General features: G+C 62.6%; 16 protein-coding genes and 1 pseudogene. 10 read left to right on the top strand and 7 right to left on the bottom strand.

Annotated features, from left to right (window positions below; genetic code table 11):
• Window positions 1-141: 141 nt before the first annotated feature.
• On the top strand, window positions 142-1,614 hold the full coding sequence (locus AB4N33_RS11360) for an ATP-binding protein (protein ID WP_476457318.1): 1,473 nt from the start codon (window positions 142-144) through the stop codon (window positions 1,612-1,614).
• Here the strand turns inward: AB4N33_RS11360 and AB4N33_RS11355 are convergent.
• Window positions 1,585-4,383, bottom strand: a complete 2,799-nt coding sequence (locus AB4N33_RS11355; RefSeq protein ID WP_476457317.1) for an ATP-binding protein — start codon at window positions 4,381-4,383, stop codon at window positions 1,585-1,587. The genes AB4N33_RS11360 and AB4N33_RS11355 overlap by 30 nt on opposite strands.
• Before the next feature lie 336 nt (window positions 4,384-4,719).
• Here AB4N33_RS11355 and AB4N33_RS11350 point away from each other — a divergent pair, with 336 nt between their 5' ends.
• Window positions 4,720-5,295, top strand: coding sequence for a flavodoxin family protein (locus tag AB4N33_RS11350; protein WP_460116470.1), 576 nt, complete (start codon window positions 4,720-4,722; stop codon window positions 5,293-5,295).
• A 59-nt stretch (window positions 5,296-5,354) separates the two neighbouring features.
• On the opposite strand, the gene AB4N33_RS11345 is transcribed toward AB4N33_RS11350, so the two are convergent.
• Window positions 5,355-5,786: a helix-turn-helix domain-containing protein gene (locus tag AB4N33_RS11345; RefSeq protein ID WP_476457316.1), complete on the bottom strand. Its 432-nt coding sequence runs from the start codon at window positions 5,784-5,786 to the stop codon at window positions 5,355-5,357.
• Between the two features lie 135 nt (window positions 5,787-5,921).
• Between AB4N33_RS11345 and AB4N33_RS11340 the strand changes: the two genes are divergently transcribed.
• The 5 genes from AB4N33_RS11340 to ycaC all read left to right on the top strand — a co-directional run bounded on the left by AB4N33_RS11340 (window position 5,922) and on the right by ycaC (window position 10,618).
• Window positions 5,922-6,842 (top strand): LysR family transcriptional regulator, encoded by a 921-nt coding sequence (locus AB4N33_RS11340; protein ID WP_476457315.1) that lies wholly within the window; start codon window positions 5,922-5,924, stop codon window positions 6,840-6,842.
• Between the two features lie 244 nt (window positions 6,843-7,086).
• The gene (locus AB4N33_RS11335; RefSeq protein WP_476457314.1) at window positions 7,087-7,503 is read left to right on the top strand and encodes a DoxX family protein; all 417 of its coding nucleotides are present in this window, start codon (window positions 7,087-7,089) and stop codon (window positions 7,501-7,503) included.
• The gene (locus tag AB4N33_RS11330) at window positions 7,496-8,089 is read left to right on the top strand and encodes an antibiotic biosynthesis monooxygenase (protein WP_460116463.1); all 594 of its coding nucleotides are present in this window, start codon (window positions 7,496-7,498) and stop codon (window positions 8,087-8,089) included. The genes AB4N33_RS11335 and AB4N33_RS11330 overlap by 8 nt, the downstream gene beginning before the upstream one ends.
• Window positions 8,086-9,924: an amidohydrolase gene (locus AB4N33_RS11325; RefSeq protein WP_476457313.1), complete on the top strand. Its 1,839-nt coding sequence runs from the start codon at window positions 8,086-8,088 to the stop codon at window positions 9,922-9,924. Before AB4N33_RS11330 ends, AB4N33_RS11325 begins: the two co-directional genes overlap by 4 nt.
• Window positions 9,925-9,991: 67 nt before the next feature.
• The gene (gene ycaC / locus AB4N33_RS11320) at window positions 9,992-10,618 is read left to right on the top strand and encodes an isochorismate family cysteine hydrolase YcaC (protein WP_460116460.1); all 627 of its coding nucleotides are present in this window, start codon (window positions 9,992-9,994) and stop codon (window positions 10,616-10,618) included.
• Between the two features lie 55 nt (window positions 10,619-10,673).
• Here the strand turns inward: ycaC and AB4N33_RS11315 are convergent, their stop codons facing one another.
• On the bottom strand, window positions 10,674-12,101 hold the full coding sequence (locus tag AB4N33_RS11315) for a mechanosensitive ion channel domain-containing protein (protein WP_460139609.1): 1,428 nt from the start codon (window positions 12,099-12,101) through the stop codon (window positions 10,674-10,676).
• Window positions 12,102-12,269: 168 nt separating this feature from the next.
• Complete coding sequence (locus AB4N33_RS11310) at window positions 12,270-13,289, bottom strand: alpha/beta hydrolase (protein WP_476457312.1); 1,020 nt, start codon at window positions 13,287-13,289, stop codon at window positions 12,270-12,272.
• A 160-nt stretch (window positions 13,290-13,449) separates the two neighbouring features.
• Here AB4N33_RS11310 and AB4N33_RS11305 point away from each other — a divergent pair, with 160 nt between their 5' ends.
• Window positions 13,450-14,346, top strand: a complete 897-nt coding sequence (locus AB4N33_RS11305) for a LysR family transcriptional regulator (RefSeq protein WP_476457311.1) — start codon at window positions 13,450-13,452, stop codon at window positions 14,344-14,346.
• Window positions 14,347-14,498: 152 nt separating this feature from the next.
• On the opposite strand, the gene AB4N33_RS11300 is transcribed toward AB4N33_RS11305, so the two are convergent.
• The 3 genes from AB4N33_RS11300 to gspG all read right to left on the bottom strand — a co-directional run bounded on the left by AB4N33_RS11300 (window position 14,499) and on the right by gspG (window position 16,747).
• On the bottom strand, window positions 14,499-15,014 hold the full coding sequence (locus tag AB4N33_RS11300; RefSeq protein ID WP_476457310.1) for a hypothetical protein: 516 nt from the start codon (window positions 15,012-15,014) through the stop codon (window positions 14,499-14,501).
• Window positions 15,015-15,103: 89 nt separating this feature from the next.
• On the bottom strand, window positions 15,104-16,291 hold the full coding sequence (locus tag AB4N33_RS11295) for a type II secretion system F family protein (protein ID WP_476457309.1): 1,188 nt from the start codon (window positions 16,289-16,291) through the stop codon (window positions 15,104-15,106).
• A 12-nt stretch (window positions 16,292-16,303) separates the two neighbouring features.
• Window positions 16,304-16,747: a type II secretion system major pseudopilin GspG gene (gene gspG / locus AB4N33_RS11290; RefSeq protein ID WP_460116451.1), complete on the bottom strand. Its 444-nt coding sequence runs from the start codon at window positions 16,745-16,747 to the stop codon at window positions 16,304-16,306.
• 194 nt (window positions 16,748-16,941) lie between these two features.
• Here gspG and AB4N33_RS11285 point away from each other — a divergent pair.
• Window positions 16,942-17,549, top strand: a pseudogene (locus tag AB4N33_RS11285) (lytic transglycosylase domain-containing protein).
• A gap of 336 nt (window positions 17,550-17,885) precedes the next feature.
• A complete protein-coding gene (gene mnxG / locus AB4N33_RS11280; RefSeq protein ID WP_476457308.1) occupies window positions 17,886-23,714 on the top strand; it encodes a manganese-oxidizing multicopper oxidase MnxG in 5,829 nt (1,942 codons plus the stop codon).
• Window positions 23,715-23,789: the final 75 nt, after the last annotated feature.

The raw sequence follows: 23,789 nt of genomic DNA, 5'->3' as shown, positions 1-23,789 counted from the left end.
GCGCACCGAGATGGCCGTCATGCTCCCCTCAAGGCAGTTGTTCCGTCACTGATGACTGCCAAGATACCGGGAACGTTTGCAAGGAGGTGCGCGAGCCCGGCGTGCCATTGAGCCACTACGGGTTTGCCGACGAGAACGCGCATGAACAGTGTCACGAACCACGAGACCGTGTTGCATTTTGGTCCCTATGCCTTTCATCTGCGCCAGCGGTTGATCCTTGAGGGTGACCGCCCATTGCGCATGGGCGGGCGCGCCATGGACATCCTGCAAGTGCTGGTGGAGCAAGCCGGCAATATCGTCAGCAAGCAAGAGCTGATTGAGCGCGTGTGGCCGACATCGGTGGTCGAGGACATCAACTTGCGCGTGCACATTGCTGCTTTGCGTCGCGCACTGGGGGACGGTCAGGATGGGCGGCGCTACATCGAGAATGTGCCGCAACGCGGTTACCGCTTCATTGCTCCGGTGGAGCAGGCGCCCCTTGGCACCGAGATTTGCCTCGACAGCGCGCAGAAAATCCAGCACAACCTGCCGGCACGCCTGACCCCGGTGACGGGGCGTGACTCACTGGTTGGCAGCCTCGTGCGGCAATTGCCGGTGTGCCGGCTTATGACCCTGGTCGGCCCCGGCGGTATCGGCAAGACGACCGTGGCATTGCGCGTGGCCGAACTGCTCTTGCAGCACTATCGGGACGGTGTCTGGTTGGTGGACCTGGCCGCCATCGATGACCCCGCGCAGGTGGAAGATCACTTGAGCCGCGTCCTGGGGCTCGAGGTCGGCACCTCGCTGGAGGTCGTGGCGAACTGGCATGCGCTACTGGTGCTGGATAACTGCGAGCACCTGCACGAACGCTGTCGGTCCCTGGTTGAAAGTTGCCTGCACTCGGCGCCGCGTCTGTCGGTGCTGGTCACCAGTCGTGAGCCGTTGCAGGTGCCGGGCGAAAACGTCCAGCCGCTGCCGGCGCTCACCGTACCGCCACAATCGGCCCTGCGCAGTGTCGACGAAGCCATGGGCTATTCGGCGGTGCAGCTTTTTGTCAGTCGTGCCCGCGCCCGTCAACAGGGTTTTACACTGCGCGAGCAGGACTTGGCTGCGGTGCGCGACATCTGTCGTCGCCTCGACGGTTTGCCGTTGGCCATTGAGCTGGCTGCGGGGCAAATCGATGCATTGGCGCTGGTGGGCGTGCAGGCGCAACTGGATAACTGTTTTCAGTTGCTGGCCCAGGGCAGACGCACGGCTGTCCCACGTCATCAGACCCTCAAGGCGACGCTGGACTGGAGTTATGAGCAGTTGAGCCCAATGGAGCAGACTGCGTTGCAACGCCTGGCGGTGTTCAAGAAGGCCTTCACCCTTGACGCGGCGATGGGCGTACTTGCCTGTTCCGCTCTGTTGCCGGCGCGTCTGATGGACGGGCTGCAAAACCTGGTGCGCAAGTCATTGCTGTCGGTGGAGCAGGGCAATGGTCAGGTCCGGTACCGCTTGCTCAATACCACGCGCAGCTACGCCCTGGAAAAACTCGAAGACAGTGGCGAACTGCGCAGCGTCGAGCGGCGGTACGCGCGCTACGTCAGCCAGGCCCGCCTGCCGTCAAACGGTGGGTTGCAGCTGGTCGAGTAGCCGGCGGACTTTCATCAGGTCCGGGGTGGCATAACCTTCGGTGAACCGCTGGTAGATCGGCGTCAACAGCGTACGCGCCTGCTGATGGCGTCCCTGGCGTTGCCACAGTCGCGCCAGCGAGGTGGCGCTGCGCAACTCCCAAGCCAGGGCACCCTGATGTTTCGCCACGTTCAACGCGCGGACCAGCAAGCTCTCGGCCGCCTGGCTGTTCAGCAGGAAATCTTCGACCAACAACGCATCAGCCCTGGCCCGGAGGATTTCCGCCGTGTTCCAGCCCGCCATGCCCGTATCGGCTCGGTGCATCAAATCGTCATCGATGAACGTGCCGTCCAGCGTGATCAGCAGGTCCTTGATCAGGCCTTCGCCCGGTTTGAATGGCAGGCGTGCTTGTTCGCGATCAATCACGTGTGCGTAATGCCTGGCCCAGGTGTAGAACAGCTGCACTGAATGTTTCTGCGCCTGTTCGAGCAACAACCCCAGCAAGTCACGCGCCGTGCGGCTGTCACCGTTGTAATGGGCAATCAGGCACCCGGCCAGGGCCAGGGTGTAGCAGATAGAGGTGCCGTGGTTGATTTGCAGGGCGATGTCCAGCGCTTGCCGGGCGGTACGCCAGGCCTGTTCCGGCTGACCTTGCAGCCAGAGGATTCGCGCCAGGATGGTCAGCGAAGCGACGCTCTGGTCGTATTGCACGCCAAATCCGTGGGTGAAACGGTTGAGATGGCCGCTCTGGGTCATGCGTTGCAGCACCTGCTCGGCATTCACCCGGGCCGTTGACTGGTCTCCGGCAAAATGCAGCGCCAGCACCCGCAGCCGTTGAGTGCTCAGTGACAACACGGCGTCACCGTGCAAACCCAGGCGATCAAATTGCTGGCTCTGTTCCAGGGCCGATTGATAGTGCGCGCAACAGAGGTTGACCGCCATGTGCCCGGACACCGCCCGCAGTTGACCGGCGATGTCGTTGCACTGTCGAGCCAGGATTCGGGCGCTGACGAACGCCTCGATGGTTTCCGGCGTGCCGCCCTGGGTGTGATAACAGGAACTGCCCAGCGCCAATTTGAGGGCGATTTCCACCTTGGGGTTGGGCTCGGCCGCAGCCGCCAGCAGGGCCAGTGCCTTGCGCACATACAGCCCGTGTTCCTTGAGCAGCGACAGTTCCTGCCACAGCGGCGTGGACGTGGCCGTGAGGCGGATCGCCAGGGCTTGCGGCCCTTGCGCGGTCAAACCCCAGTCGAGTGCCGAGCGGATGTCCTCCAGGCTGCGGGCGTACCGGTCAATCCACATCGCCGTCGGTATCAACTCCCAATCGTCCCGCGCCTGTTCCATCAGGGCCAGGCAGCGCTCGGCGTGGCGCTCGCGAGTGCCCGGCAGATCCGAGGCGAGGCCGAGTTTCTCCAGGGCGTAGCTGCGCGTGGTGTCGAGCAGGCGGTAAAACACCTCCTCGTCGCCGACTTCCACGTTCAGCAGCGATTTGGCCACCAGTTGAGTGATCGAACCGAACACCTCGCGCGGTTCGATGTGTTCACCACCGATTACGGCGGCCGCCGACTCCAGAGTAAAACTGCCACGGAACATGCCCAGGCGTCGCAGGCAGGTTTGCTCGCAGGTACTGAGCAGTTCGAAACTCCAGTCCAGCGTGGCACGCAGGGTCTGGTGGCGGCCCAGGACAGCCGGGCAACCCTGGGTCAGCAGGCGGAAGCTGCCTTGCAGTTGTTTGAGCAAACCGCTCAGGCCCAGGCTGCCGACTTGCGCCGCCGCCAGTTCGATCGCCAACGGGATACCGTCCAGGCGCTGGCAGATCTCGATGGCCAGGGGCAGTTCTTCTTCGGTCAATTCGAAACTGTCGTGACTGGCCATCGCCCGTTCCACGAACAGCTGCAGGGCGGAAAACGTCAGGGCCTGCGCGCGATCGAGCACCGCGATGGGCGGTGGGCAGTCAAGTGATTCCAGGCGCTGCACGAACTCGCCTTCAGCACGCAGGCCTTCTCGGCTGGTGGCCAGAATGTTCAGTTGTGGCGCGGCGCGCAGCAGGCTTTCGCTGAGCAGGGCGATCGCGTCGATCAGGTGTTCGCAGTTGTCGATCACCAGCAGCATTTGCTGGTCACGCAGGAATGCACCGAGGTCGCTCAGCGGTTCGCCATCGTACAAGGTCAGTTCGAGCAAGCTGGCCAGGTGTGAGGTGATCATCGAAGGATTGTTGATCGGTGCCAGGTCCAGCAGCAGGATACCGTCGCGGTAGCGTCCAATCAGTTGCTCGGCGACCCGCAGGGCCACGGTGGTCTTGCCGATGCCGCCGGGCCCGACCAGGGTGATGAAGCGCTGGCGTGGCAACTGCGTCACCAGGTTGTCCACCAGGGTTTGCCGACCGATCATACGGGTGCGCCGCAACGGCAGGTTGTGACCGCCAGGTGAAAGCGCCGGCTGCGCGGTGGGGTGTTCGCCATGCTCCAGCGAATACGGTGCCACGAAGCTGTAGCCTCGCTGGGCGACAGTGACGATGTAGCGCTGCCCGGCCTGACCGTCGCCCAGTGCCTTGCGCAAGGCCGCCATGTGTACCCGCAGGTTGATGTCTTCGACGACGCTGTTGGGCCAGACTCCGGCAATCAGCGTTTGCTTGCTCACCACATTGCCGGCGTGCTCCAGCAGGATCAACAGGATGTCCATGGCGCGTCGACCCAGGCGCACCGGTTGATCAGCTTCCATGACCAGGCGTTGCGCGGGGTAGATCCGGTAAGGACCGAAATGGATCGCCTGGGCATGGGGTGGGGTCAATGGGTTGCTCCTGCTTGCAGCCGTCTGGTACGCATATCCCGAGCATTTTTATCAGGTTTTTGCCGCAGCGCAATGCACGTGCGGGTGACCGTGCGGTGCTGGTCTTTGACACCGGGCTCCCCGCGCCACTCTACGCTTGCGGATTTACGGGCTGCGATGCGGATATAAGGTGATGCCATGGCTTTTGGCGCGCCAGGGAAAATTAACAACATTTAACTCGTGCTGCGTCCGGTCTACGCCCAAAACTCTCGCTCTTCAACGTCCATCGATCGGGGGCGACCCGACCGGCACCGTGGCCCTGTTGCAAAAGGAACAATTTGTCATGAGGACGTCGCAATGAGCAGCGTGGTTGTGGTCTATCACAGCGGCTACGGGCACACCCGCGTCATTGCCGAGGCCGTGGCCCAGGGGGTGGAACGCCACCCGGGCAGCAGTTGCCTTTTGATTTGCGTCGAGGATGTCGACCAGCACTGGGACCTTTTGCACAACGCCGACGCCATCATCTTCGGCGCACCGACCTACATGGGCAGCGCCTCGGCGCGCTTCAAGGCTTTCATGGAAGCCACCTCGGCGTTTTACCTGACCCAGCCGTGGCGCGACAAGCTCGCGGCGGGTTTCACCAACTCCGGTAGCCTGTGCGGGGACAAGCTCAACACCTTGTTGCAGATGGCCGTCTTTGCCGCCCAGCATTCGATGATCTGGGTCGGGCTCGATGTGCTGCCCGCACGCTCCAGTAGCGGACAGTTCGAAGGGCAGATGAATCGCCTGGGCAGCTCACTCGGTGCGATGGCGCAATCGAATGTCGAACAACCTCCCGAACAGGCGCCCCCGGCCGAGGACCGCTGCACTGCCGCGCACCTGGGCGAACGTGTAGCGCGGCTGGCCGAGCGCATGGGCCATGCGCCGGCCTGATCGAGGTTTTCTTGCAAAGGTTTGAGAGAGGAGGCGACACCCCATGGGTGTCACCGGCGTTACAGCGCGTGCAGTTGGGGTGCGAGACGGGGCAGGGCACGCAGGGTACGGCAGCGCCAGGCAAATGGGTTGATGCCTTCGCTGCGAGTGAACATGTGGCAGAAATGGGCCTGGTCGCAGAAGCCGCATTCGAGGCTGATCTGCGTGAGGCTGCGATCGGTGTCCTGGATCAATTGCTTGGCCCGGTTGATGCGCTGCTGACGGATCCAGTCCTGCGGGGAAAGCCCCGTGCTGCATTTGAATGCGCGGGAGAAATGACTGCGTGACAGCGCGCAGGCGCTGGCCAGGTCACTGACTTCGATGGTTTCGCCCAAGCGCTCGAGAATCAGTCGCTTGGCCAGGGCTTCACGCCAGGGTGTCAGGCCACCCGCAGTTTTCTTCGGCGCTTGCGTAACGGCCATACAGGCGGTGTTCTGCTGAGAATGGGCCATAACAAATGTCCGTGTCGGTGAGCTTCATTCTTGGTCGCAGGCCTCTGGCAGGCGAGTTAAACGTTGTTAATTGTGTCGATGTGCAGACACGGGATCGCGTAGAGTCCTACGCATTAAAAAAGGAAGGCCTTGCCCATGAACCGTAACGATCTGCGCCGCGTCGACATGAACCTGCTGGTGATTTTCGAAGCCTTGATGTTCGAGAAGAACTTGACCCGGGTCGCCGAAAAACTGTTCATGGGCCAGCCTGCGGTGAGCGCGGCGCTCGGTCGTTTGCGGGATCTGTTCGACGATCCGCTGTTGTTGCGCAACGGCCGCGGTATGGAGCCCACCGCGCGGGCATTGGCGATTCTCAAGGAATTGCAGCCGGCCATGGATGTCATCTCGGGCGCGGTCAGCCGGGCCAAGGAATTCGATCCGGCGACCAGCAGCGATGTGTTCCGCATCGGCCTGTCGGATGATGCCGAGTTCGGCCTGTTTCCACCGTTGCTGCGCCATTTGCAGGAGGAAGCACCGGGCATCGTCGTCATCGTGCGACGTGCCAATTTTTTGCTGATGCCGGCCTTGCTGGCCTCGGGGGAAATCTCCGTGGGGGTGAGCTACACCACGGACCTGCCGGCCAATGCCAAGTGCAAGAAGCTACGTGACATTCCCTGCAAGATTCTGCGCGGCGACAAACGGCCAGGGACGCTGACCCTGGATGAGTATTGTGAACGGCCCCATGCCATGGTGTCGTTCTCCGGCGACCTCTCCGGCAACATCGACCTGGACCTGGCAAAGATCGGACGCAGCCGTCGGGTGGTGCTCGGCGTGCCGCAATTCAGCGGCCTGCGTGCGTTACTGGCCGGCACCGAGATGATCGCCACCGTGCCCGATTATGCGGCGTGTGCGCTGGTCGAGGGCTGCGCGTTGCGCGCCGAAGACCCGCCATTCCCGATTGCCGCCGCACAACTGTCGATGGCCTGGAGCGGCGTGCACGATAACGACCCGGCTGAACGCTGGTTGCGCTCGCGCATCAGCGAGTTCATGTCGCGGCCGCTGCCGATCGGCGGCTGAGAGTCCCGACACCTTCCCCTGTAGGAGCGAGCATGCTCGCGATGGAGGCCTAGGCACCGCTGGCATCCAGACAGCCTGCGTCATCGTTAACGACCATCGCGAGCATGCTCGCTCCTACAGGTGGGCGCGGGCACCCTCCGCGCAACTAAGCACGTACATCCAATTTTCCCTTCCCCCGTACCCGCATTATTCCCTCACGTTGTGGCGCACCCGCGCCCATGGTTTTCATTCGTGCAGGTACCCCATGAACGTTTCGCGACCGGATGAACGGGCCCAGGCAATCGGGCTGTTTTTTTTGCGTGTCAGCGCCAGCCTGTTCCTGCTGTGGGTGCACGGTTTGCCCAAGCTGCTTAACTACAGTGCTCAGTTGCAGGTGATCGAAGACCCCTTCCATCTGGGCGCTCACGTCACTCTGATGCTGGCGATTTTTGCCGAAGTCCTGTGCCCGCTGCTGATCATCGCCGGGGTATTGGTGCGTCTGGCGTGCCTGCCGATTCTGTGTGTCCTGTTGATCGCGCTGCTGGTGGTGCACCCACAGTGGAGCGTCGAAGAAGGGCAGTTCGGCTGGCTGTTGTTGCTGCTGTTCAGCAGCGTCCTGATCGCGGGGCCAGGACGGCTCGCGCTTAATGTCCGCTTCACCGGAGCTTTACGTTATGCCTGAATCCAACCGTTTCGACGAAGTCGTGACCCTGGTCATCAAACACCGGATCAAACCCGGTTTTGAGGTGCCTTACGAAGCCTGGTTACGCAACATCGTCAGCATCGCCGGGCAGCAGGAAGGGCACTTGGGCGTGGACGTGATTCGCGGCAAGAACGCTGGCCTCGACCTGTTTACCTGCGTGCTGCGCTACAGCAGCACCGAAGCGATGCAGCGCTGGCTGGACTCGCCGCAGCGCGTGCAACTGGTCAACGAAGCGGCGCCCATGCTTGCCGATGGCGACCAGACCGAGGTCAACCCGGTCAATGAGTTCTGGTTCGCGCCAACCACCGATAACGCACCACCACCGCCACCACGCTGGAAGCAGGCGGTGGTCACACTGGTTGTGATCCTGCCGCATACCCTGCTGGTGCCGCTGCTGTGGGGCCCGCTGCTCAAGCTCAATGCCTGGCTGTCCAACTACGTGGTCGCCACGTTCCTGATCACACTGACCATCGTTGTGTCGGTGTGCTACCTGTTCATGCCCCTGGCGACGCGTCTGTTCGCCCCCTGGTTGTCCTCTTCCACTCCATCCAAGGAAACGCGATGAACGCCGATCTGATTCTGCTCAATGGTCAATTTCATACCGTTGACCGTGAAAACCCGCGCGCCAGTGCTGTCGCCATCAGCGACGGCCGTTTCGTCGCCGTGGGCACTGACGCCGAGGCCATGGCCCTGCGTGGTTCAGCCACACAGGTCATCGACCTCAAGGGTCGTTGCGTCATTCCCGGCCTCAATGACTCGCACCTGCACTTGATCCGCGGCGGTCTGAACTACAACCTCGAACTGCGCTGGGAAGGCGTGCCGTCGCTGGCCGATGCGCTGCGCATGCTCAAGGAACAGGCTGACCGCACGCCAACGCCGCAGTGGGTGCGCGTGGTCGGTGGCTGGAACGAATTCCAGTTTGCCGAAAAACGCATGCCGACCCTGGCCGAACTCAACCAGGCCGCGCCCGACACCCCGGTGTTCGTGCTGCACCTGTACGACCGCGCCTTGCTCAACCGTGCAGCCCTGCGCGTGGCCGGCTACACCAAGGACACGCCGAACCCGCCGGGTGGCGAGATTGTGCGTGACTCCAACGGTGAGCCGACCGGCATGCTGGTGGCGCGTCCCAATGCGATGATCCTGTACTCGACTCTGGCCAAGGGGCCGAAGCTGCCGCTGGAATATCAAGTCAACTCCACTCGCCAGTTCATGCGTGAGCTCAACCGCCTGGGCCTGACCAGCGCCATCGACGCTGGCGGCGGTTTCCAGAACTACCCGGACGATTACCAGGTGATCGAGCAGTTGGCCAAAGACCAGCAACTGACCGTGCGTATCGCCTACAACCTGTTCACCCAGAAGCCCAAGGAAGAGCTGACTGACTTCAAGAACTGGACCAGCAGTGTGACCCTGCACCAGGGCGATGATTACCTGCGCCACAACGGCGCCGGCGAGATGCTGGTGTTCTCGGCAGCGGACTTCGAGGACTTCCTGGAGCCGCGCCCGGATCTGCCGCAAACCATGGAAGACGAATTGGAGCCGGTGGTTCGCCACCTGGTCGAGCAGCGCTGGCCGTTCCGCCTGCACGCCACCTACAACGAATCCATCAGCCGCATGCTCGACGTGTTCGAGAAGGTTAACCGCGACATTCCGTTCAATGGTTTGCCGTGGTTCTTCGATCACGCCGAAACCATCACCCCGCACAACATCGAGCGGGTGAGAGCGCTGGGCGGCGGTATCGCCATTCAGGACCGCATGGCGTTCCAGGGCGAGTATTTCGTCGAGCGTTATGGCGCCAAGGCTGCAGAAGCGACACCGCCGATCAAGCGCATGCTCGCCGAAGGCGTACCGGTGGGCGCCGGCACCGACGCCACTCGCGTTTCCAGCTACAACCCCTGGACCTCGTTGTACTGGATGGTCAGCGGCCGCACCGTCGGTGGCCTGGAACTGCACGCCGAAGGGCTGTCGCGCCAGACCGCGCTGGAACTGTTCACCCATGGCAGCGCCTGGTTCTCTTCCGAGCAAGGCAAGAAAGGCATGATCAAGGTCGGCCAACTGGCTGACGTAGCGGCCCTGAGCGCGGACTTCTTCAGCGTCGAGGAAGAAGCGATCAAGTGGATCGAGTCGGTGCTGACCGTGGTCGGCGGCAAGGTGGTCTACGCCGCTGGCGATTTCGAAAAACTCGGGCCAGCCAGTGTGCCGGTGCTCCCGGACTGGTCCCCGGTGGCGAAGGTGCCGGGTCACTGGCGCCAGAACGCGCCGATGCAGGCCCAGGTTCACCATTGCAGCGGTCCGTGTGGCGTGCATGCCCACAGCCATGACAGGGCGCGGATGTCGAGCGTGCCGGTCAGTGATTTTGCCGGCTTCTGGGGCGCCTTCGGCTGCTCGTGCTTTGCGTTTTAACCAAAAGAAAATGCGTTGGCTTTGCGTGCCGACGCTCGTGTAACACCCATCCATCGAGGAGCTTCACATGAGCAACGTTCCATACACACGCCTGAACAAAGACGATGCGGTTGTCCTGCTGGTCGATCACCAGACCGGCCTGATCTCGCTGGTGCAGGATTTCTCGCCAAACGAGTTCAAGAACAACGTCCTGGCCCTGGGTGACCTGGCCAAGTTCTTCAAACTGCCGACCATCCTCACCACCAGCTTCGAAAACGGTCCGAACGGCCCGATGGTGCCTGAACTCAAGGAGCTGTTCCCGGACGCGCCGTACATCGCCCGTCCTGGCCAGATCAACGCCTGGGACAACGAAGACTTCGTCAAGGCGATCAAGGCCACTGGCCGCAAGCAACTGATCATCGCCGGTGTGGTCACCGACGTGTGCGTAGCGTTCCCAACCCTGTCGGCGCTGGCTGAAGGCTTCGAAGTGTTCGTGGTAACCGACGCTTCCGGCACCTTCAACGAAACCGTGCAGCAAGCGGCCTGGGCGCGCATGACAGCGGCCGGTGCACACCTGATGAACTGGTTCTCGGTCGCTTGCGAGTTGCAGGGCGACTGGCGCAACGACATGGAAGGCCTGGCCAACCTGCTGTCGCAGCGCATCCCTAACTACCGCAACCTGATGAACAGCTACTCGGCACTGGCCGCGAAATAACCACGCAATAACTTTGTGGGAGCAAGCCCGCTCCCACATTTTGATCTTCATGCATTCAACGCTTCTGCATCCAACTCAAAAACCCACCCTTTTTGATCGGCACCGGCTTGGTCATCAGTGCCAATCGGCTGTTCTGCGTGCGCACCGCCTGCAACTTGTTCAATGCCCGGCCCACTTCCACGCGTTGCTCCATGGCACTGCGCACCAGCGCCTTGTCGATGCGGTAGATGACGCACGAGGTCAGGGTGGTGAAGGTAGCCTGGGAAGGGGTGTCGCCGAGGATGCTTTGTTCACCCATCACTTCACTGGGGCCCATGCGCCCGGCTTCGGTGTCTGCGTTGCCGTCCGGCACGGTTGCACTGACCACACCGGTGGCGATCACCATCAGGCTGTTCGGTATTTCGTCCAGTCCCAAGACCACCTGGCCAGCCGCGTATTGTTGCGCCACCATGGACTGGGCCATCTGGTCGCGTTCGTCGTCGCTCAGCGAACGGAAGATTTTCACTTCATCCAGCAGCGCCCGTGCGCGAGTCGCCGGTTCGATCACGCCATCGAGCCTGCGGGAAATACCGGCGGCCTCAAGGTGCCGGTGCGCCAGGTCGAACAGTTGATTGCGCACTTCGCTTTTGTTGCCCAGCTCGGCGATAAAACCGCTGATCACGTATTCGGACATGGTTTCGCCAGCTTCCTTGAGCACGGCTTTTGGTGCCGGATTGGCCAGCAAACGGCTGCTGCCGCGCAGCGTGCGCTCCAGGGCATCCAGAACCCTGCGTGGACGAATGTTGTTGGGTACCTGGATGCTGATCGACACGCCGAACATGTTGTTGGGCCGGCTCAGGTTGACGATCTTCGCCTTGGCCGCCACCGAGTTCGGAACGACGGCGGTCGTGCCGGCGCCGGTCAGCAGGTGCGTGGCGCGCCAGTCGATGTCGACCACCTTGCCCTCCACACCGTCGATGACGACCCAGTCATCGACCTGATAGGGCTTGGTGGTGTTGAGCACGATGCCGGAAAACACGTCGCTCAAGGTGCTTTGCAGCGCAAGACCGACGACGATTGCCACGATCCCGGAAGTCGCCAGCAAACCCTTGACCGGCAGCTCCAGCACATAACCGGCAGCGGCGACGATCGCGGCGAGAAACACCAGCGCCCCGATCACGTCCTGCAGCAAGCGCCCGCTATGCCCGATGCGGCGCATCAGCACCAGGCCGATGACTTCGGTCAATACCCGTGCGGCGTACAACCACCAGAGAATTCCCAATGCGGTAGCGCCCAGTTGCGCCACACGATCATCAGCGAACAACGGCGCCTGCAAAGGATTGACGCCGGCATTGATGCTGATCGCGCTGAACAACATGAACAGCACCAGGCGCACCGCCACCCGCGTCACGCGATGCTTGAAAGGCGCGAGGTGCCAGAGCACGGTGTCGATGAGCAGGAGCAGGGCACTGAGGGTCAGCAGGTGGTTGGTGAGGAAGGACATGGGGACGCTCCGCAAGGCAGGGACAGGAACCGGAACCCTGTAGGAGCAGCCGGTCGACGCTCGAATGCTCGCGATGGAGGCCCAGACACCGCGGGCATTCAGACAGCCCGCGTCATCGTTCACGTCCATCGCGAGCTTGCTCGCTCCTACAGAGGGTGATTGGCGGATTTACTTCAGGTGTTCTTTGAGCTCCAACGCCGCCTGGCGCACCGCCGCTTTCACTTCCGGAATCTGGCTCAGCGGATTGAGCAGGCCGAAGTCGTGGATCATGCCGTTGTAGCGCACTGCGGTGACCGGCACACCGGCCGCATCCAGATGGCGGGCGTAGGCTTCGCCTTCGTCACGCAACACGTCGAACTCAGCGGTCTGCACCAGCGCGGCGGGCAAGCCCTTGAGCTGTTCAGCGCTGGCCTGCAACGGCGAGGCATGGATCTGCGCACGCTCGGCCTTGTCGGTGGTGTAGTTGTCCCAGAACCATTTCATCATGCCTTTGGTCAGGAAGTGGCCTTCGGCAAATTGCTGGTACGAACCGGTTTCGAACTGTGCATCGGTCACGGGCCACATCAGCAACTGGAAGCGCAGGGCCGGGGCTTTCTGTCCCTTGGCCATCAAGGCCACGACTGCCGCCATGTTGCCGCCGACGCTGTTGCCGGCCACTGCCAGGCGTTTACCGTCGACACCGATCTCCTTGCCGTGTTCGGCCACCCAGCGGGTCGCCGCATACGCCTGATTGATCGCGGTCGGGTATTGGGCTTCTGGCGATGGCGTGTAGTTGACGTACACCGCGACGGCACCGGAGTCGACCACCAGGTCATGGATCAGGCGCTGGTGAGTCGGGTAGTCGCCCAGCACCCAGCCGCCACCGTGGAAGAACATGAACACCGGCAACTCGCCCTTGACCTTGGCCGGGCGCACGATTTTCAGGTCGATGGTCTGGCCGTCGACCTTGATCGCACGGTCGCTGACTTCAACACCCGACAGGTCCACTTTCACAGAGTTCTGCGCACCGGTCAGCACCGCACGGGCGTCTTTCGGGCTCAGTTGCTCAAGCGGCTTGCCACCACCGGCAGCGAGGGCTTCGAGGAAGGCCTGGGTGTTGTGTTCGACACCTGGGCTGCCTGCGGCGAACGCATTGCCGACAGCGAGGGAGAGGAGGGAAGCGGTCAGGGTTTTTTTGATGATCTTCATGGGGCAATTCCTTTTTGATTAATTAGAAGTTCGTTACCTGAGGGTCAGGGCTGCTGGCTCTGCGGTTCAGGCCTCAGCAACACCGTGGACACAGATTAATAAGTCGCCGCAAAAGGAAAAAGCGGCTATAAAGCGTTTAACTGTCAACCAGAGAGTGACAATGAACCCGTTCGAAGACATGCGTATTTTTTGCCAGGTCATGGACTCCGGAAGCTTCACGGCGGCGGCCGATCAATTGGGCCTGTCCAAACAGTTCGTCAGCCGGCGCCTGATGCAGCTCGAAGAGCGCCTGGGCGTGCGCCTGCTCAACCGCTCGACGCGGCGACTGGACGTGACGCCTTTGGGCCAGAGTTATTACGAGTCGGCCATGCGCTTGCTCGGTGAGGTCGAGCAGGTGGAGCAGGGCATTGCGGGCCAGACGACCGAGCCGCGCGGCAGCATCCGCTTGAGTGCGCCGCTGTCGTTTGCCGTGGCGCATTTGGGTTGCCTGCTGCCGCTGTTTTTGCAGCGCTATCGCGATGTCACGGTTGACGTGGACTTGAGTGACCGGCCGGTGGATCTGCTGGGCGAGGGGTATGACCTGGCGTTGCGTATCGGCGTGCTCGAAGACTCGACGCTGATTGCCCGGCGCATTGCCGTCATCCAGCGGGTGTACTGTGCAAGCCCCGCCTACCTGGCCGAGCGCGGTACGCCACTCAAGCCCGAGGACTTGCACAACCACGACTGCCTGCCCTACGGCCACGGCCGCCAGGTGCAATGGCGCTTTGCCGGACCGGGCAAACCGCTGACGGTCAATGTCGCCGGGCGCATGCGCGTCAACAACGGTGAATTGCTCAGGGACGCCGCCTTGGCCGGGATGGGGATTGCTTATTTGCCGACGTTTATCGTCGGGGCGGCGTTGAAGGATGAACGGTTGGTGCCGGTGCTGGAGGACTATCAGCCCGAGCCGCTCGTGTTGTCGGCAGTTTACCCGCAGCATCGCCAGAGTTCGCGCCCGGTGCAGGCGCTGATCGAGTTTTTGCGGGAGCGGTTGGATGGGGTGGAGGGAGGCCTGTAGGGTTCACTCGGCCCCTGTGGCAGCGGGCTTGCCCGCGATTGCGGTGTGTCAGGCGACTTCTCTATCGACTGGCACGGCCCCATCGCGAGCAAGCCCGCTCCCACAGGTTGTGTAACTCACAAGGTCTATGGGTGTTGTTGGATCACTCTCGGTCAGGACCGTTTGTCATCACCCGGCTCGCCACCGACGTGTACGCCGTGGTCGTCGCCGATCTCGCCGGAGCGATGTACACCGTGGTCATCGCCGATTTCTCCTGAGCGATGTACGCCATGATCATCACCGGGCTCGGAGTGGGTGCCACTGCGACCCGATGAGGCCGTGTTGCCGGAATGCCCAGAATCGTTGCCTCTGCCGCTATTGCCACTGTGGTCGCCACCATGGCTGCTGCCGCTGTTGCCGCTGCCATGATCACCGCCGTGACTGCCACCGCTGCCGCCACTGCCGCCACCGCCTCCATTTCCACCGCCACCGCCGCCAGATCCACCTCCGCCACCACCACCGGATCCTCCGCCACCTCCATGGCCGCCGCCACCGCCGCCACTTCCGCCACTTCCGCCATCCTTGGCCTGTGCGCTGGATACGCTGGACAGGCTGTCCGGGATCAACACGGTAGACGCCGACAAGACCGCGCCAATCGCTACTGCCAACAAGAGTCTGTTGATATGCATGTCGTTCTCCGTTTTCTGTTTCGGGTTTGAACGTCTGTGCTGCTTGATTCAATGGGTGAACACCTCACCCTGCGTATTTATTCGCAGGGTCAGTGAATGCTTGAGGCCAATTCGAAGATCGGCATGTACATCAGGATCACGATGACTCCGATCAACAGTCCGATGAACGTCATCAGCAGAGGCTCGAACAACCGCACGAACCACTCGATCCATCGGCTGATTTCCTCGTCGTAGAAATCGGCGCTGCGCTCCATCATCTGCCCCAGGTTCCCGGACTGCTCGCCGGCCCGCAGCAGGCGCAGCGAGACCGGCGTGACCAGTTGGTTGAGCTCCAGCGCGGCTGAAAGCGACTGGCCCTCACGCACCCGTTCGCAGGCCTGATCCAGGCGCGTGCGGGAGGCGACTGTGAGCAGGTTGCGAACCATGCCCATGGCCGTGACGAGCGGTATACCGCCTTGCAGCAAAATCCCCAGCGAGCGATAAAAACGCGCCAGTTCGTACATGACGATGCGCTGATGGACTGCCGGCAGTCTTTCGATCAAACGGTCCACGCCCCGACGAAAGGTCGGTTGTCGTTGCAGGAAGGTGAGGGTGCCAATGATCGCCGCAAGGCCACCGAAGAACTCCATTTGATGCGCATGGAGGAACATGCCACTGCTCATCAGGATCTGCGACAGCCACGGCAGGTCCGAGCCCAGGCCCTCGAATACCAGGCTGAAGCGCGGCACCACATAGCCCATCAGGAACAGCACCACGCCACCGCCCACCACCAGCAACAACAGCGGGTAGATCGACGCGCTGACGATCTTCTGCCGCACCTCGTCCATGCGTTGGCGATAGCTGACATAACGCCCCAGAGCCTCGCCGACGGCGCCGGTCTTTTCGCTCGATTGCACCAGCGCCACGTACAGCGGCGGGAACACCGCCGACAACTGCCCCAAGGCCTGGGAGAACGATTTGCCTTCATACAGCAGGCGTACCAGTTCACTCAGGGTCTTGCGGGCCTGCGGCGCACTTTCCTTTTCCGCGAGGCTCTCCAATGCATCGATCAACGGCAGGCCGGCATTGAGCAGGGTGGTCAGTTCCTGGCTGAACAGCACCAGATTGAACGCTTCGCGCTTTTGCAGGCGCAACGCCCGCCAGTGGCGCTCGGCGTGCAGGCTGACTACCCGCAGGCCCTGGTCTTCGACCATGCGTCGCGCTTCGCTGTCACCCTGGGCCTCGATGCTCATCGACACCACGCCAGCCTTGCCCACCGCCTTGAGATGGAAACGCATGCGCACCTCCGGTCATTGCCAACTGGTGATTTCGGCGTTTTCGCCGTCGCCACCAGGCTGCCCGTCCTTGCCCATGGACAGCAGGTCGTATTCGGCGTTTTCACCGGGGTAACGGTAGGTGTAGCTGCGGCCCCACGGGTCCATGGGCAGTTTTTTCTGCAAGTACGGGCCGGTCCAGCGGGTTTCGTCGCTGGGCGCAGTCACCAGCGCCTGCAAACCCTGTTCGGTCGACGGGTAGTGGCCAACCTCCAGGCGGTAAAGGTCCAGGGCTTTGCCCAAACCTTCGATCTGCGCCTTGGCCACTTTCACTTCGGAGCGGCCGAGCTGGGCGAAATATTTGGGTGCGACGATGCCGGCCAACAACCCGAGCACCACCAGCACCACCAACAATTCGAGCAGGGTGAACCCGCGTTGAGTTCGCGTTGAACGCGGGGCGAAACACAGTGGCTGTTTCATGATGACCTCACAGAGTCGGCAGAAGGGTCGCCACAGCCCCTCATGCAATTGCCATGCTCACCCCCGGACATCCTCGCGCAACCCTTGATTCACGGGCCTCCACGCAATCGGCACAGTGCTTGCGTATGCCTGATTTACCACCGGCCATTGGGGCATTACCCCCATTTTTCGGGGTCGGTCAGGGGAGAAGAATAATGAAAACACTCACCGCGGGATTGCTCGGCTGTGTGCTGCTGGCAGGTGCCGCCCAGGCCGATGTCTTCGTTTCCGTGGACGCCAAGGGCAGCTACGTTCTGTCCAACGTCCACCGCCCGGGTCGGACCTACGAACGGGTGATTCGCGAGCCATCGTCCTCGCTGGTCAGCCTCGATCAGCAACCGCAGATGATTGCCCGGCAGCCCTATGCCGAGTGGGTGTCGGCGGCGGCCACGGCCAATCATTTGCCGGCGGCGCTGGTTCATGCGGTGATCCAGGCTGAGTCCGCCTACGACCCCAGCGCACGGTCGGCGAAGGGGCGGGAGGGCTGATGCAGTTGATGCCCGACACCGCGCGGGAGATGGGCGTGAGCAACGTCTACGATCCCCAGGCCAACATCCAGGGCGGGACCAAATACCTCAAGCGCCTGCTGACCCTGTTCGACAATGACATCGCCCTCGCCGTGGCCGCCTACAACGCCGGGCCGCAAGCGGTGCTGAGCCGGGGAGGGGTGATTCCACCGTTCGCCGAAACCCAGCGTTATGTCCCCAGTGTGCTGCGCCAGTACCGCCGTTTGCAGGGGCTGGCAGCGGACGCGCCGTTGTAAACCGGGGGTGCCCCAGTTCTGGGGCATAAGCCCCTGATCCCCAAACACACCCCGTCTCCTGTGGGAGCGGGCTTGCCCGCGATAGCGTTGGATCTGCCCATCATTTGTTGCCTGACACTCCGCCATCGCGGGCAAGCCCGCTCCCACAGTGGATCACTCGGAGCAATCTGCCATCAACCCGAAATGTGGGGGAAATGGGTGGGGGATTTCCCCCCACTTATCAAGTCGTTATCGCAACAGACTGAAAAATAACAAAAATATTTATGGCATGCGGATTGCTCAAAGGGATTTGTCGAGAACCATTCCCTGTGAAACCCCACAGCGAGGACCGTGATCATGACCGGTATCCCCCACGCTCATCACCTGGTTAACCTATTGCTGTTTCTTGCGCCGCTGTTCGGCGTCGAACTCGCCGAAGCCGCTGCACGCTGCGAACGCAACCTGGTGGCGAACGTCGTGGCGCTGGATCAACCGCTCATGTTCAACCGCCTTGGCGCCCAGAACGTCAACGGCATGATCTACGCCCTGCGCCGGGATGTGGTCGACGACAACGAAGTGTCGTTGGCCCAGGGCGGCGCGGCGGTGCCGGGCAAGGTGACGTTGCGGCCGGACAAGCGTCCGCGGCCGCTGGTGTTGCGCGTGGCGGCAGGCGACTGCCTGACCGTCAATCTGCAGAACCTGTTGGCCTATCAGGCCAACCCCGGTTCCCATGAGGATGGCGAGCAAGAGGGCGAGGAGGAAGGGGGCGTCGCAGGCGGCAACCTCGACCCCTTCAAGGTCGACGAGCAGGTCGCCGACCGTCACGTCGGTTTCCAGGTCAACGGCCTGCAAGCGGTGAACAGCGTCGACGACATCTCGTCGTTCACCGGACGCAACGCCAACACCCTGATCCCCCCAGGTGCCAGCCGTTCCTACACTCTTTACGCCGAGCGTGAAGGGGTGTTCGCCGTCAGCAGCCGTGGCGCGACCTTCGGTGGCGAAGGTGCGGCGGGCAACGTCGCCAACGGCCTGTTCGGCCAGGTTGCAGTGGTGCCCAAGGGTGGTCGCAGCTACCGCAACACGATCACCGAGGAAGAAATGCGCCTGGCCAGCACTGGCCGCACGCCAGCCGGGCAGCCGATAGTCGATTATCAGGCCCGCTACCCGCAACGCGAGCCATGGATACGTGAAGGCAAGGCCGGCTCGCCGATCATCAACATGGTCGATGGCAACGAAATCATCTCCAGCGAAAGCGACGCCATTGTCATGGGCAGTAATGCCGACGGCAGCTTCCTGCCCGCCACCTACGCGCTGGAGTCAGTCGGTAAACGTAACCCGGCGCTGCCCAATCGCCTTGAGCCGTTCCGTGATTTCGCCTCGCAGTTCCAGGATGAAACGGCGGCGACCCAGGCGTTCCCCGCTTACTGGGCGGATCCGGTGATGGCCCACGTGCTGGAGCCGACCCGCGATTCGTTCATGATCAACTACGGCTCTGGCGGCATGGGGGCCGAAGTGGTCGCCAACCGTCTGGGCGTGGGGCCGATGCACGATTGCCTGTCCTGCGCTTATGAAGAATTCTTCCTCAGCTCCCACACCGTCGGTGATGTGGCGATGCTGGTGGACGTTCCGGCCAACGCCGGTCTGGAAGGCATCACGCCCGGCCAGACGCCGCGCGCCGACCAGGTCGGGGTCAAGGCGACCATGGCGCTGTATCCGTCGGAGCCTTCCAACGTCAACCACAGTTACATCGGTGACTTCGTCAAATTCCGCAACACCCACAACGGCCACGAGCAGCACATCTTCCACCTGCACGGGCACCAGTGGCTGTTCAACCCCAATGACGATAACTCCGATTACGTCGACGCCCAGGGCATCGGCCCAGGGGCCGGCTACACCTATGAAATCGCCAACGGCGGCTCGGGCAACCGCAACCGGGTAGCGGGCGACGCGATCTATCACTGCCACTTCTACCCGCACTTCGCCCAAGGCATGTGGGCCATGTGGCGGGTGCATGATGTGTTCGAAGAAGGCACCCAACTCGAAGTTTCGCAACAAGGTAACGACGGCTACCACAGCGAACCCTACGCATTGCGCCAGGGCAAACCGGCTGCGGGGGCGCGGGCCTTGCCCGATGGCGAGATCATCGCCGGCACGCCGATCCCGGCCGTGGTACCGCTGCCCGGCAAAGCGATGCCACCGATGCCCGGCAAGGTCGCGGTGGTGCCCAAAATCAGCGAAACCCTGGTCGCCGGCCATGACGACGATGATGAACATGAGGGCCAAGGCGATGGCGACGGCCAACACCACGGTGGTGGCGCCCAGGCCATCGGTTCCCTGGCCCTGGTTGACCGCAGCGAAGCCAACCGCAACGCTGACGGCACGCTGAAAAACCCTGGCTATCCCTTCTGGATCGGCGGCATGGAAAGTTCGGTTGGCCAACGTCCACCGACCCCACCGCTGGACATGCTCGACGCGGCCACGGCTCAAAGCCTGAAAGCCACAGGCAAAGCCCTATGGGCGAACCTCGACCCGAACCAGTCCGGCGGTTGGGACGGTGGCCTGGGGCGTCATTCCCTGGACGGTTTCTCCGCCGGTGGTGAAGCCCTGACGGTGACCACTTCGCTGGATTTTTCCAAGGAAGTGAAACGCGCCAAGCCGCTGTACCTGCCGGAAGAGGGCACCGAAGTCGAACAGGCGGCCATGGCCTTCCATGCGAAAAAGGAACACCCAAGCTTTGCCCTGCTGCCCGGCAACCAGATCGTGCCGCGTAACTTCCGCACCAACGGTGCCTTGCCGATAGCCGGTGCGCCGTACTACGAGCCGTGCATGGATGACCGGCAGAAGCGCCTGACCAGCAGCGCCGGCACCGGTGAGTTCGCCAGCGGCGAGCGGGTCGACGGCATGACATTTACCGGTTCCTCGACCTACACCGCCGACCGTCCACGTATCTATAAGGCGGCCAATATCCAGTTTGACGCGGTCTACAACAAAGTCGGCTACCACTTCCCCCAAGCGCGCATCCTGGCGCTGTGGGAAGACGCCTGGCCGGTGATCACCAAGCAGCGTCCACCAGAGCCGCTGGTGATGCGCATGAACACCTTCGACTGCGTGCAGTACCAGCAAACCAACCTGGTGCCCGCCACCTACGAGATGGACGACTATCAGGTGCGCACGCCTACCGACGTGATCGGCCAGCACATCCACCTGCCCAAATGGGACCTGACCTCAGCTGATGGTTCGGCCAACGGCTGGAACTACGAGGACGGCGTGCTCTCCCCAGGTGCAGTTCAGGAGCGCATCCACGCCATTCGCGAATTCAACCAGTGCGAAGGCACCGATCCGCGAGACGGTACACCGGCCTGCCCGAAAGCCAAGAACCATCCATTCTTCGGCCAATACGGCCGGGCAGACTGGGTCGGGGCGCGCACGGCGATGCAACGCTGGTTCGTCGATCCGGTGATCAACACCAAGGGCGTTGACCGTGGCTTGGGCACCATCTTCACCCACGACCACCTGGGCCCATCGACTCACCAGCAGATCGGTCTTTACGCCACCGTATTGGCTGAACCAGCCGGCTCCACCTGGTTCCATGCCGAAACTGGCGAACCGTTGTACAGCGGCGCGCGCCAGGACGGCGGGCCAACCTCGTGGCAAGCGGTGATCAACACGGGTGATCTGGACGGCGACGGCAAGAACGACAGCTTCCGCGAGTTCTTCCTGGAGTACAGCGACTTCCAGCACGCCTATGAAGCGGGTGTGTATGTGGGCGCCGGCCCTAACGGCGTGCCCAATCCGCAAGCCTTCCCGGCCACCGCGGACAGCTTCCGCTACGCCATCAACCCACCGGTGCGCAATAACGCCAGCACCTTGCTCGATGGCATGCTCGAAGTGCAGGGCGGCATGGTGCCTGGTTGCCCGACCCGGCCGTGCCCACAGGCAATCTCGGTGGATGACCCTGGCATGTTCGTCGTCAACTACCGTAACGAACCGCTGGCCCTGCGCGTGTACGACCCGAACAAGGTCGGCCCGGACGGCAAGCGCGGCATGCAGGCCGATGGCCTGGGCGGCGACCTGGCGTATGCCATGCAAAGCCGTACCGACCGTGCAATCCCGGCGATGAACCTGGCACCGAACCTGATCACCGCGGCCACCGGCCCAACCGGTGGCACCACCTTGTTCCCGCCCCACATCAACAAGGGCGGCGCGGAAGCGGGTGACCCGTTCACGCCGATGCTGCGCACCTACACCGGTGACAACGTGCGGTTGCGGGTGCATGCCGGTGGTCACGAGGAGGAGCACAACGTCACGTTGCACGGGGTTAAATGGCTGCAGAGCGGTTCCGGCTTCGGCAACAGCTCCAACTCCGGCTGGCGTGCGTCGCAGATGATCGGCATCTCCGAGCAAATGGGCTTTATCGCACCGGTTTCGATGCTCTCAAGCTCGGCGGCGACCACGGGTGACTACCTGTACTCGATGGACGCCTCGATCGAAGGCTACTGGAGCGGCATCTGGGGCGTGATGCGCAACTACACCGCACAACGCAACGACCTGTTCGCCATCCCCAACAACGCCAAACCGACCGGCATGCGCAACACCGTGGCGTTCGACGGCGTGTGCCCACGGATCGGCGCCAACCCCAACGGCATCGGCACCCGGCCAACCCCGCAGCGCAACTATGAAGTGGTCGCGGCACTGGCCAATGACATCCTCACCAACCCGCTGGGCCTGACCATTGGCGACCCGGCAGGCCTGGGCATGCACGTGGGGGGGCCGTTGAACCCGGCGGGCGGCACCCTGGTGTTCAACTCGCGCACGGTGAGCATTCCACAGGTCACCGTGACCGATCCCGAAGACGGTGAAACCATCACCATCGGCGGACAGAGCGGGCCGCTGCATGACCCGACCGCGATCCTCTACGTGCGCAAGGCTGATCTCGACATCACCACCGGCAAGCTCAAACCCGGTGTGCCCGTCGAACCGCTGGTGCTGCGCGCGGCGGCCGGTGATTGCATCAACATCACCCTGGAGAACCGCCTGCCAAGCGTGATGCCGGACCTGACCCAGACGGCGGTGATGCAAGGCATGGTCAAGCGCGACCGCAACAGCGGCACTGGCTCGACCACCTTCAGCAACAACCTGATGCGGCCATCGAGCCACGTGGGTCTGCATGCGCAGTTGCTGGCGTACGACATCACCAAATCCGACGGCACCAATGTTGGCGCCAACCCGATCCAGACCGTGCCACCGCGCGTCGGCAACAGCGGCGCGTACCCGACCCGTACCTATCAGTACTACGCCGGGCACCTGGAGCGTGAAGGCAAACCGATCACCCAACTGGGGCGCAACGTCGACAACATCAATGCCACGGCGATCGAGTTCGGCGGCTTGAACTTCACACCGGCGGACGTGATCAAGCAAGGCCAGAAAGGCCTGGCCGCAGCGATGAGTATCGTGCCGATGGGCGCCACCTGGGTCGAGGATGCACGCAAGGTCAATGCGACGGTGACCGCGCCTGGCCAAACCAGCTACCGCGACTTCGCGATGGTCTGGCAGAAGGCGCTGAACATGCGCTGGGCCAACGGGCGGCCCGTGGAAGGGATTGCGGCGGAAGGGTTCGGCGTGCCGACCGACCCGCAGGACAACTCCAGCATGGCCATCAACTATAGGACCGAGCCGCTGTGGTACCGCTTTGGCCTGGCACCGGATGCACCGTTCGGTCACGCGCAGGGTGCCGGTTATGGCGACATGACCAACGCGCACATGGCCTACAGCAATGCGCTGGTGGGAGGCGATCCGCAGACGCCGGTGCTGTACGCCAAACCGGGGCAACCGTTCAGGACCCACATCCTGATGCCAACCGGCGGCAGTCGCGGCACCACCTTCCAGCTGGACGGGCATGTCTGGTCGGCCAACCCATTCCTGTCGGAGAAGAGCGATACCGGTGGCTATCCGATGGGTGCTCCGGGCGTGGGCTCGGTGAAGTTCGGCTACAACCCGATGTCGATGTACATCGGAGCCCACGAAAGCATCCTGCCGGCGGCGCACTTCAGCTTCATGTTGCCGAGTGCCGGGGGTGTCAACGCGGTACCGGGGGATTACCTGTTCCGCGACTACGGCGCCTTCGGGAACATTTCCGGGTTGTGGGGATTGCTGCGGGTGACCAATGAGCCGGAACCGGCACCGTAGGAGGAACCTGTAGGAGCGAGCTTGCTCGCGATGGCGGAGTGTCAGGCATTGGAATGTTGAAGGTGCCGTCCTCAT

The organism is Pseudomonas sp. S1_E05, from assembly GCF_056337105.1.
Note: the sequence above shows the minus strand (reverse complement) of the source record. Positions and strands in the feature narration are given on the sequence as shown.

Bases quoted from the DNA above. Each gene is read 5' to 3' on its own strand.
- AB4N33_RS11360 (WP_476457318.1), top strand. From the start codon at position 142: ATGAACAGTGTCACGAACCACGAGACCGTGTTGCATTTTGGTCCCTAT.
- AB4N33_RS11350 (WP_460116470.1), top strand. From the start codon at position 4,720: ATGAGCAGCGTGGTTGTGGTCTATCACAGCGGCTACGGGCACACCCGC.
- AB4N33_RS11345 (WP_476457316.1), bottom strand. From the start codon at position 5,786: ATGGCCCATTCTCAGCAGAACACCGCCTGTATGGCCGTTACGCAAGCG.
- AB4N33_RS11340 (WP_476457315.1), top strand. From the start codon at position 5,922: ATGAACCGTAACGATCTGCGCCGCGTCGACATGAACCTGCTGGTGATT.
- AB4N33_RS11335 (WP_476457314.1), top strand. From the start codon at position 7,087: ATGAACGTTTCGCGACCGGATGAACGGGCCCAGGCAATCGGGCTGTTT.
- AB4N33_RS11330 (WP_460116463.1), top strand. From the start codon at position 7,496: ATGCCTGAATCCAACCGTTTCGACGAAGTCGTGACCCTGGTCATCAAA.
- AB4N33_RS11325 (WP_476457313.1), top strand. From the start codon at position 8,086: ATGAACGCCGATCTGATTCTGCTCAATGGTCAATTTCATACCGTTGAC.
- ycaC (WP_460116460.1), top strand. From the start codon at position 9,992: ATGAGCAACGTTCCATACACACGCCTGAACAAAGACGATGCGGTTGTC.
- AB4N33_RS11315 (WP_460139609.1), bottom strand. From the start codon at position 12,101: ATGTCCTTCCTCACCAACCACCTGCTGACCCTCAGTGCCCTGCTCCTG.
- AB4N33_RS11310 (WP_476457312.1), bottom strand. From the start codon at position 13,289: ATGAAGATCATCAAAAAAACCCTGACCGCTTCCCTCCTCTCCCTCGCT.
- AB4N33_RS11305 (WP_476457311.1), top strand. From the start codon at position 13,450: ATGAACCCGTTCGAAGACATGCGTATTTTTTGCCAGGTCATGGACTCC.
- AB4N33_RS11300 (WP_476457310.1), bottom strand. From the start codon at position 15,014: ATGCATATCAACAGACTCTTGTTGGCAGTAGCGATTGGCGCGGTCTTG.
- AB4N33_RS11295 (WP_476457309.1), bottom strand. From the start codon at position 16,291: ATGCGTTTCCATCTCAAGGCGGTGGGCAAGGCTGGCGTGGTGTCGATG.
- gspG (WP_460116451.1), bottom strand. From the start codon at position 16,747: ATGAAACAGCCACTGTGTTTCGCCCCGCGTTCAACGCGAACTCAACGC.
- mnxG (WP_476457308.1), top strand. From the start codon at position 17,886: ATGACCGGTATCCCCCACGCTCATCACCTGGTTAACCTATTGCTGTTT.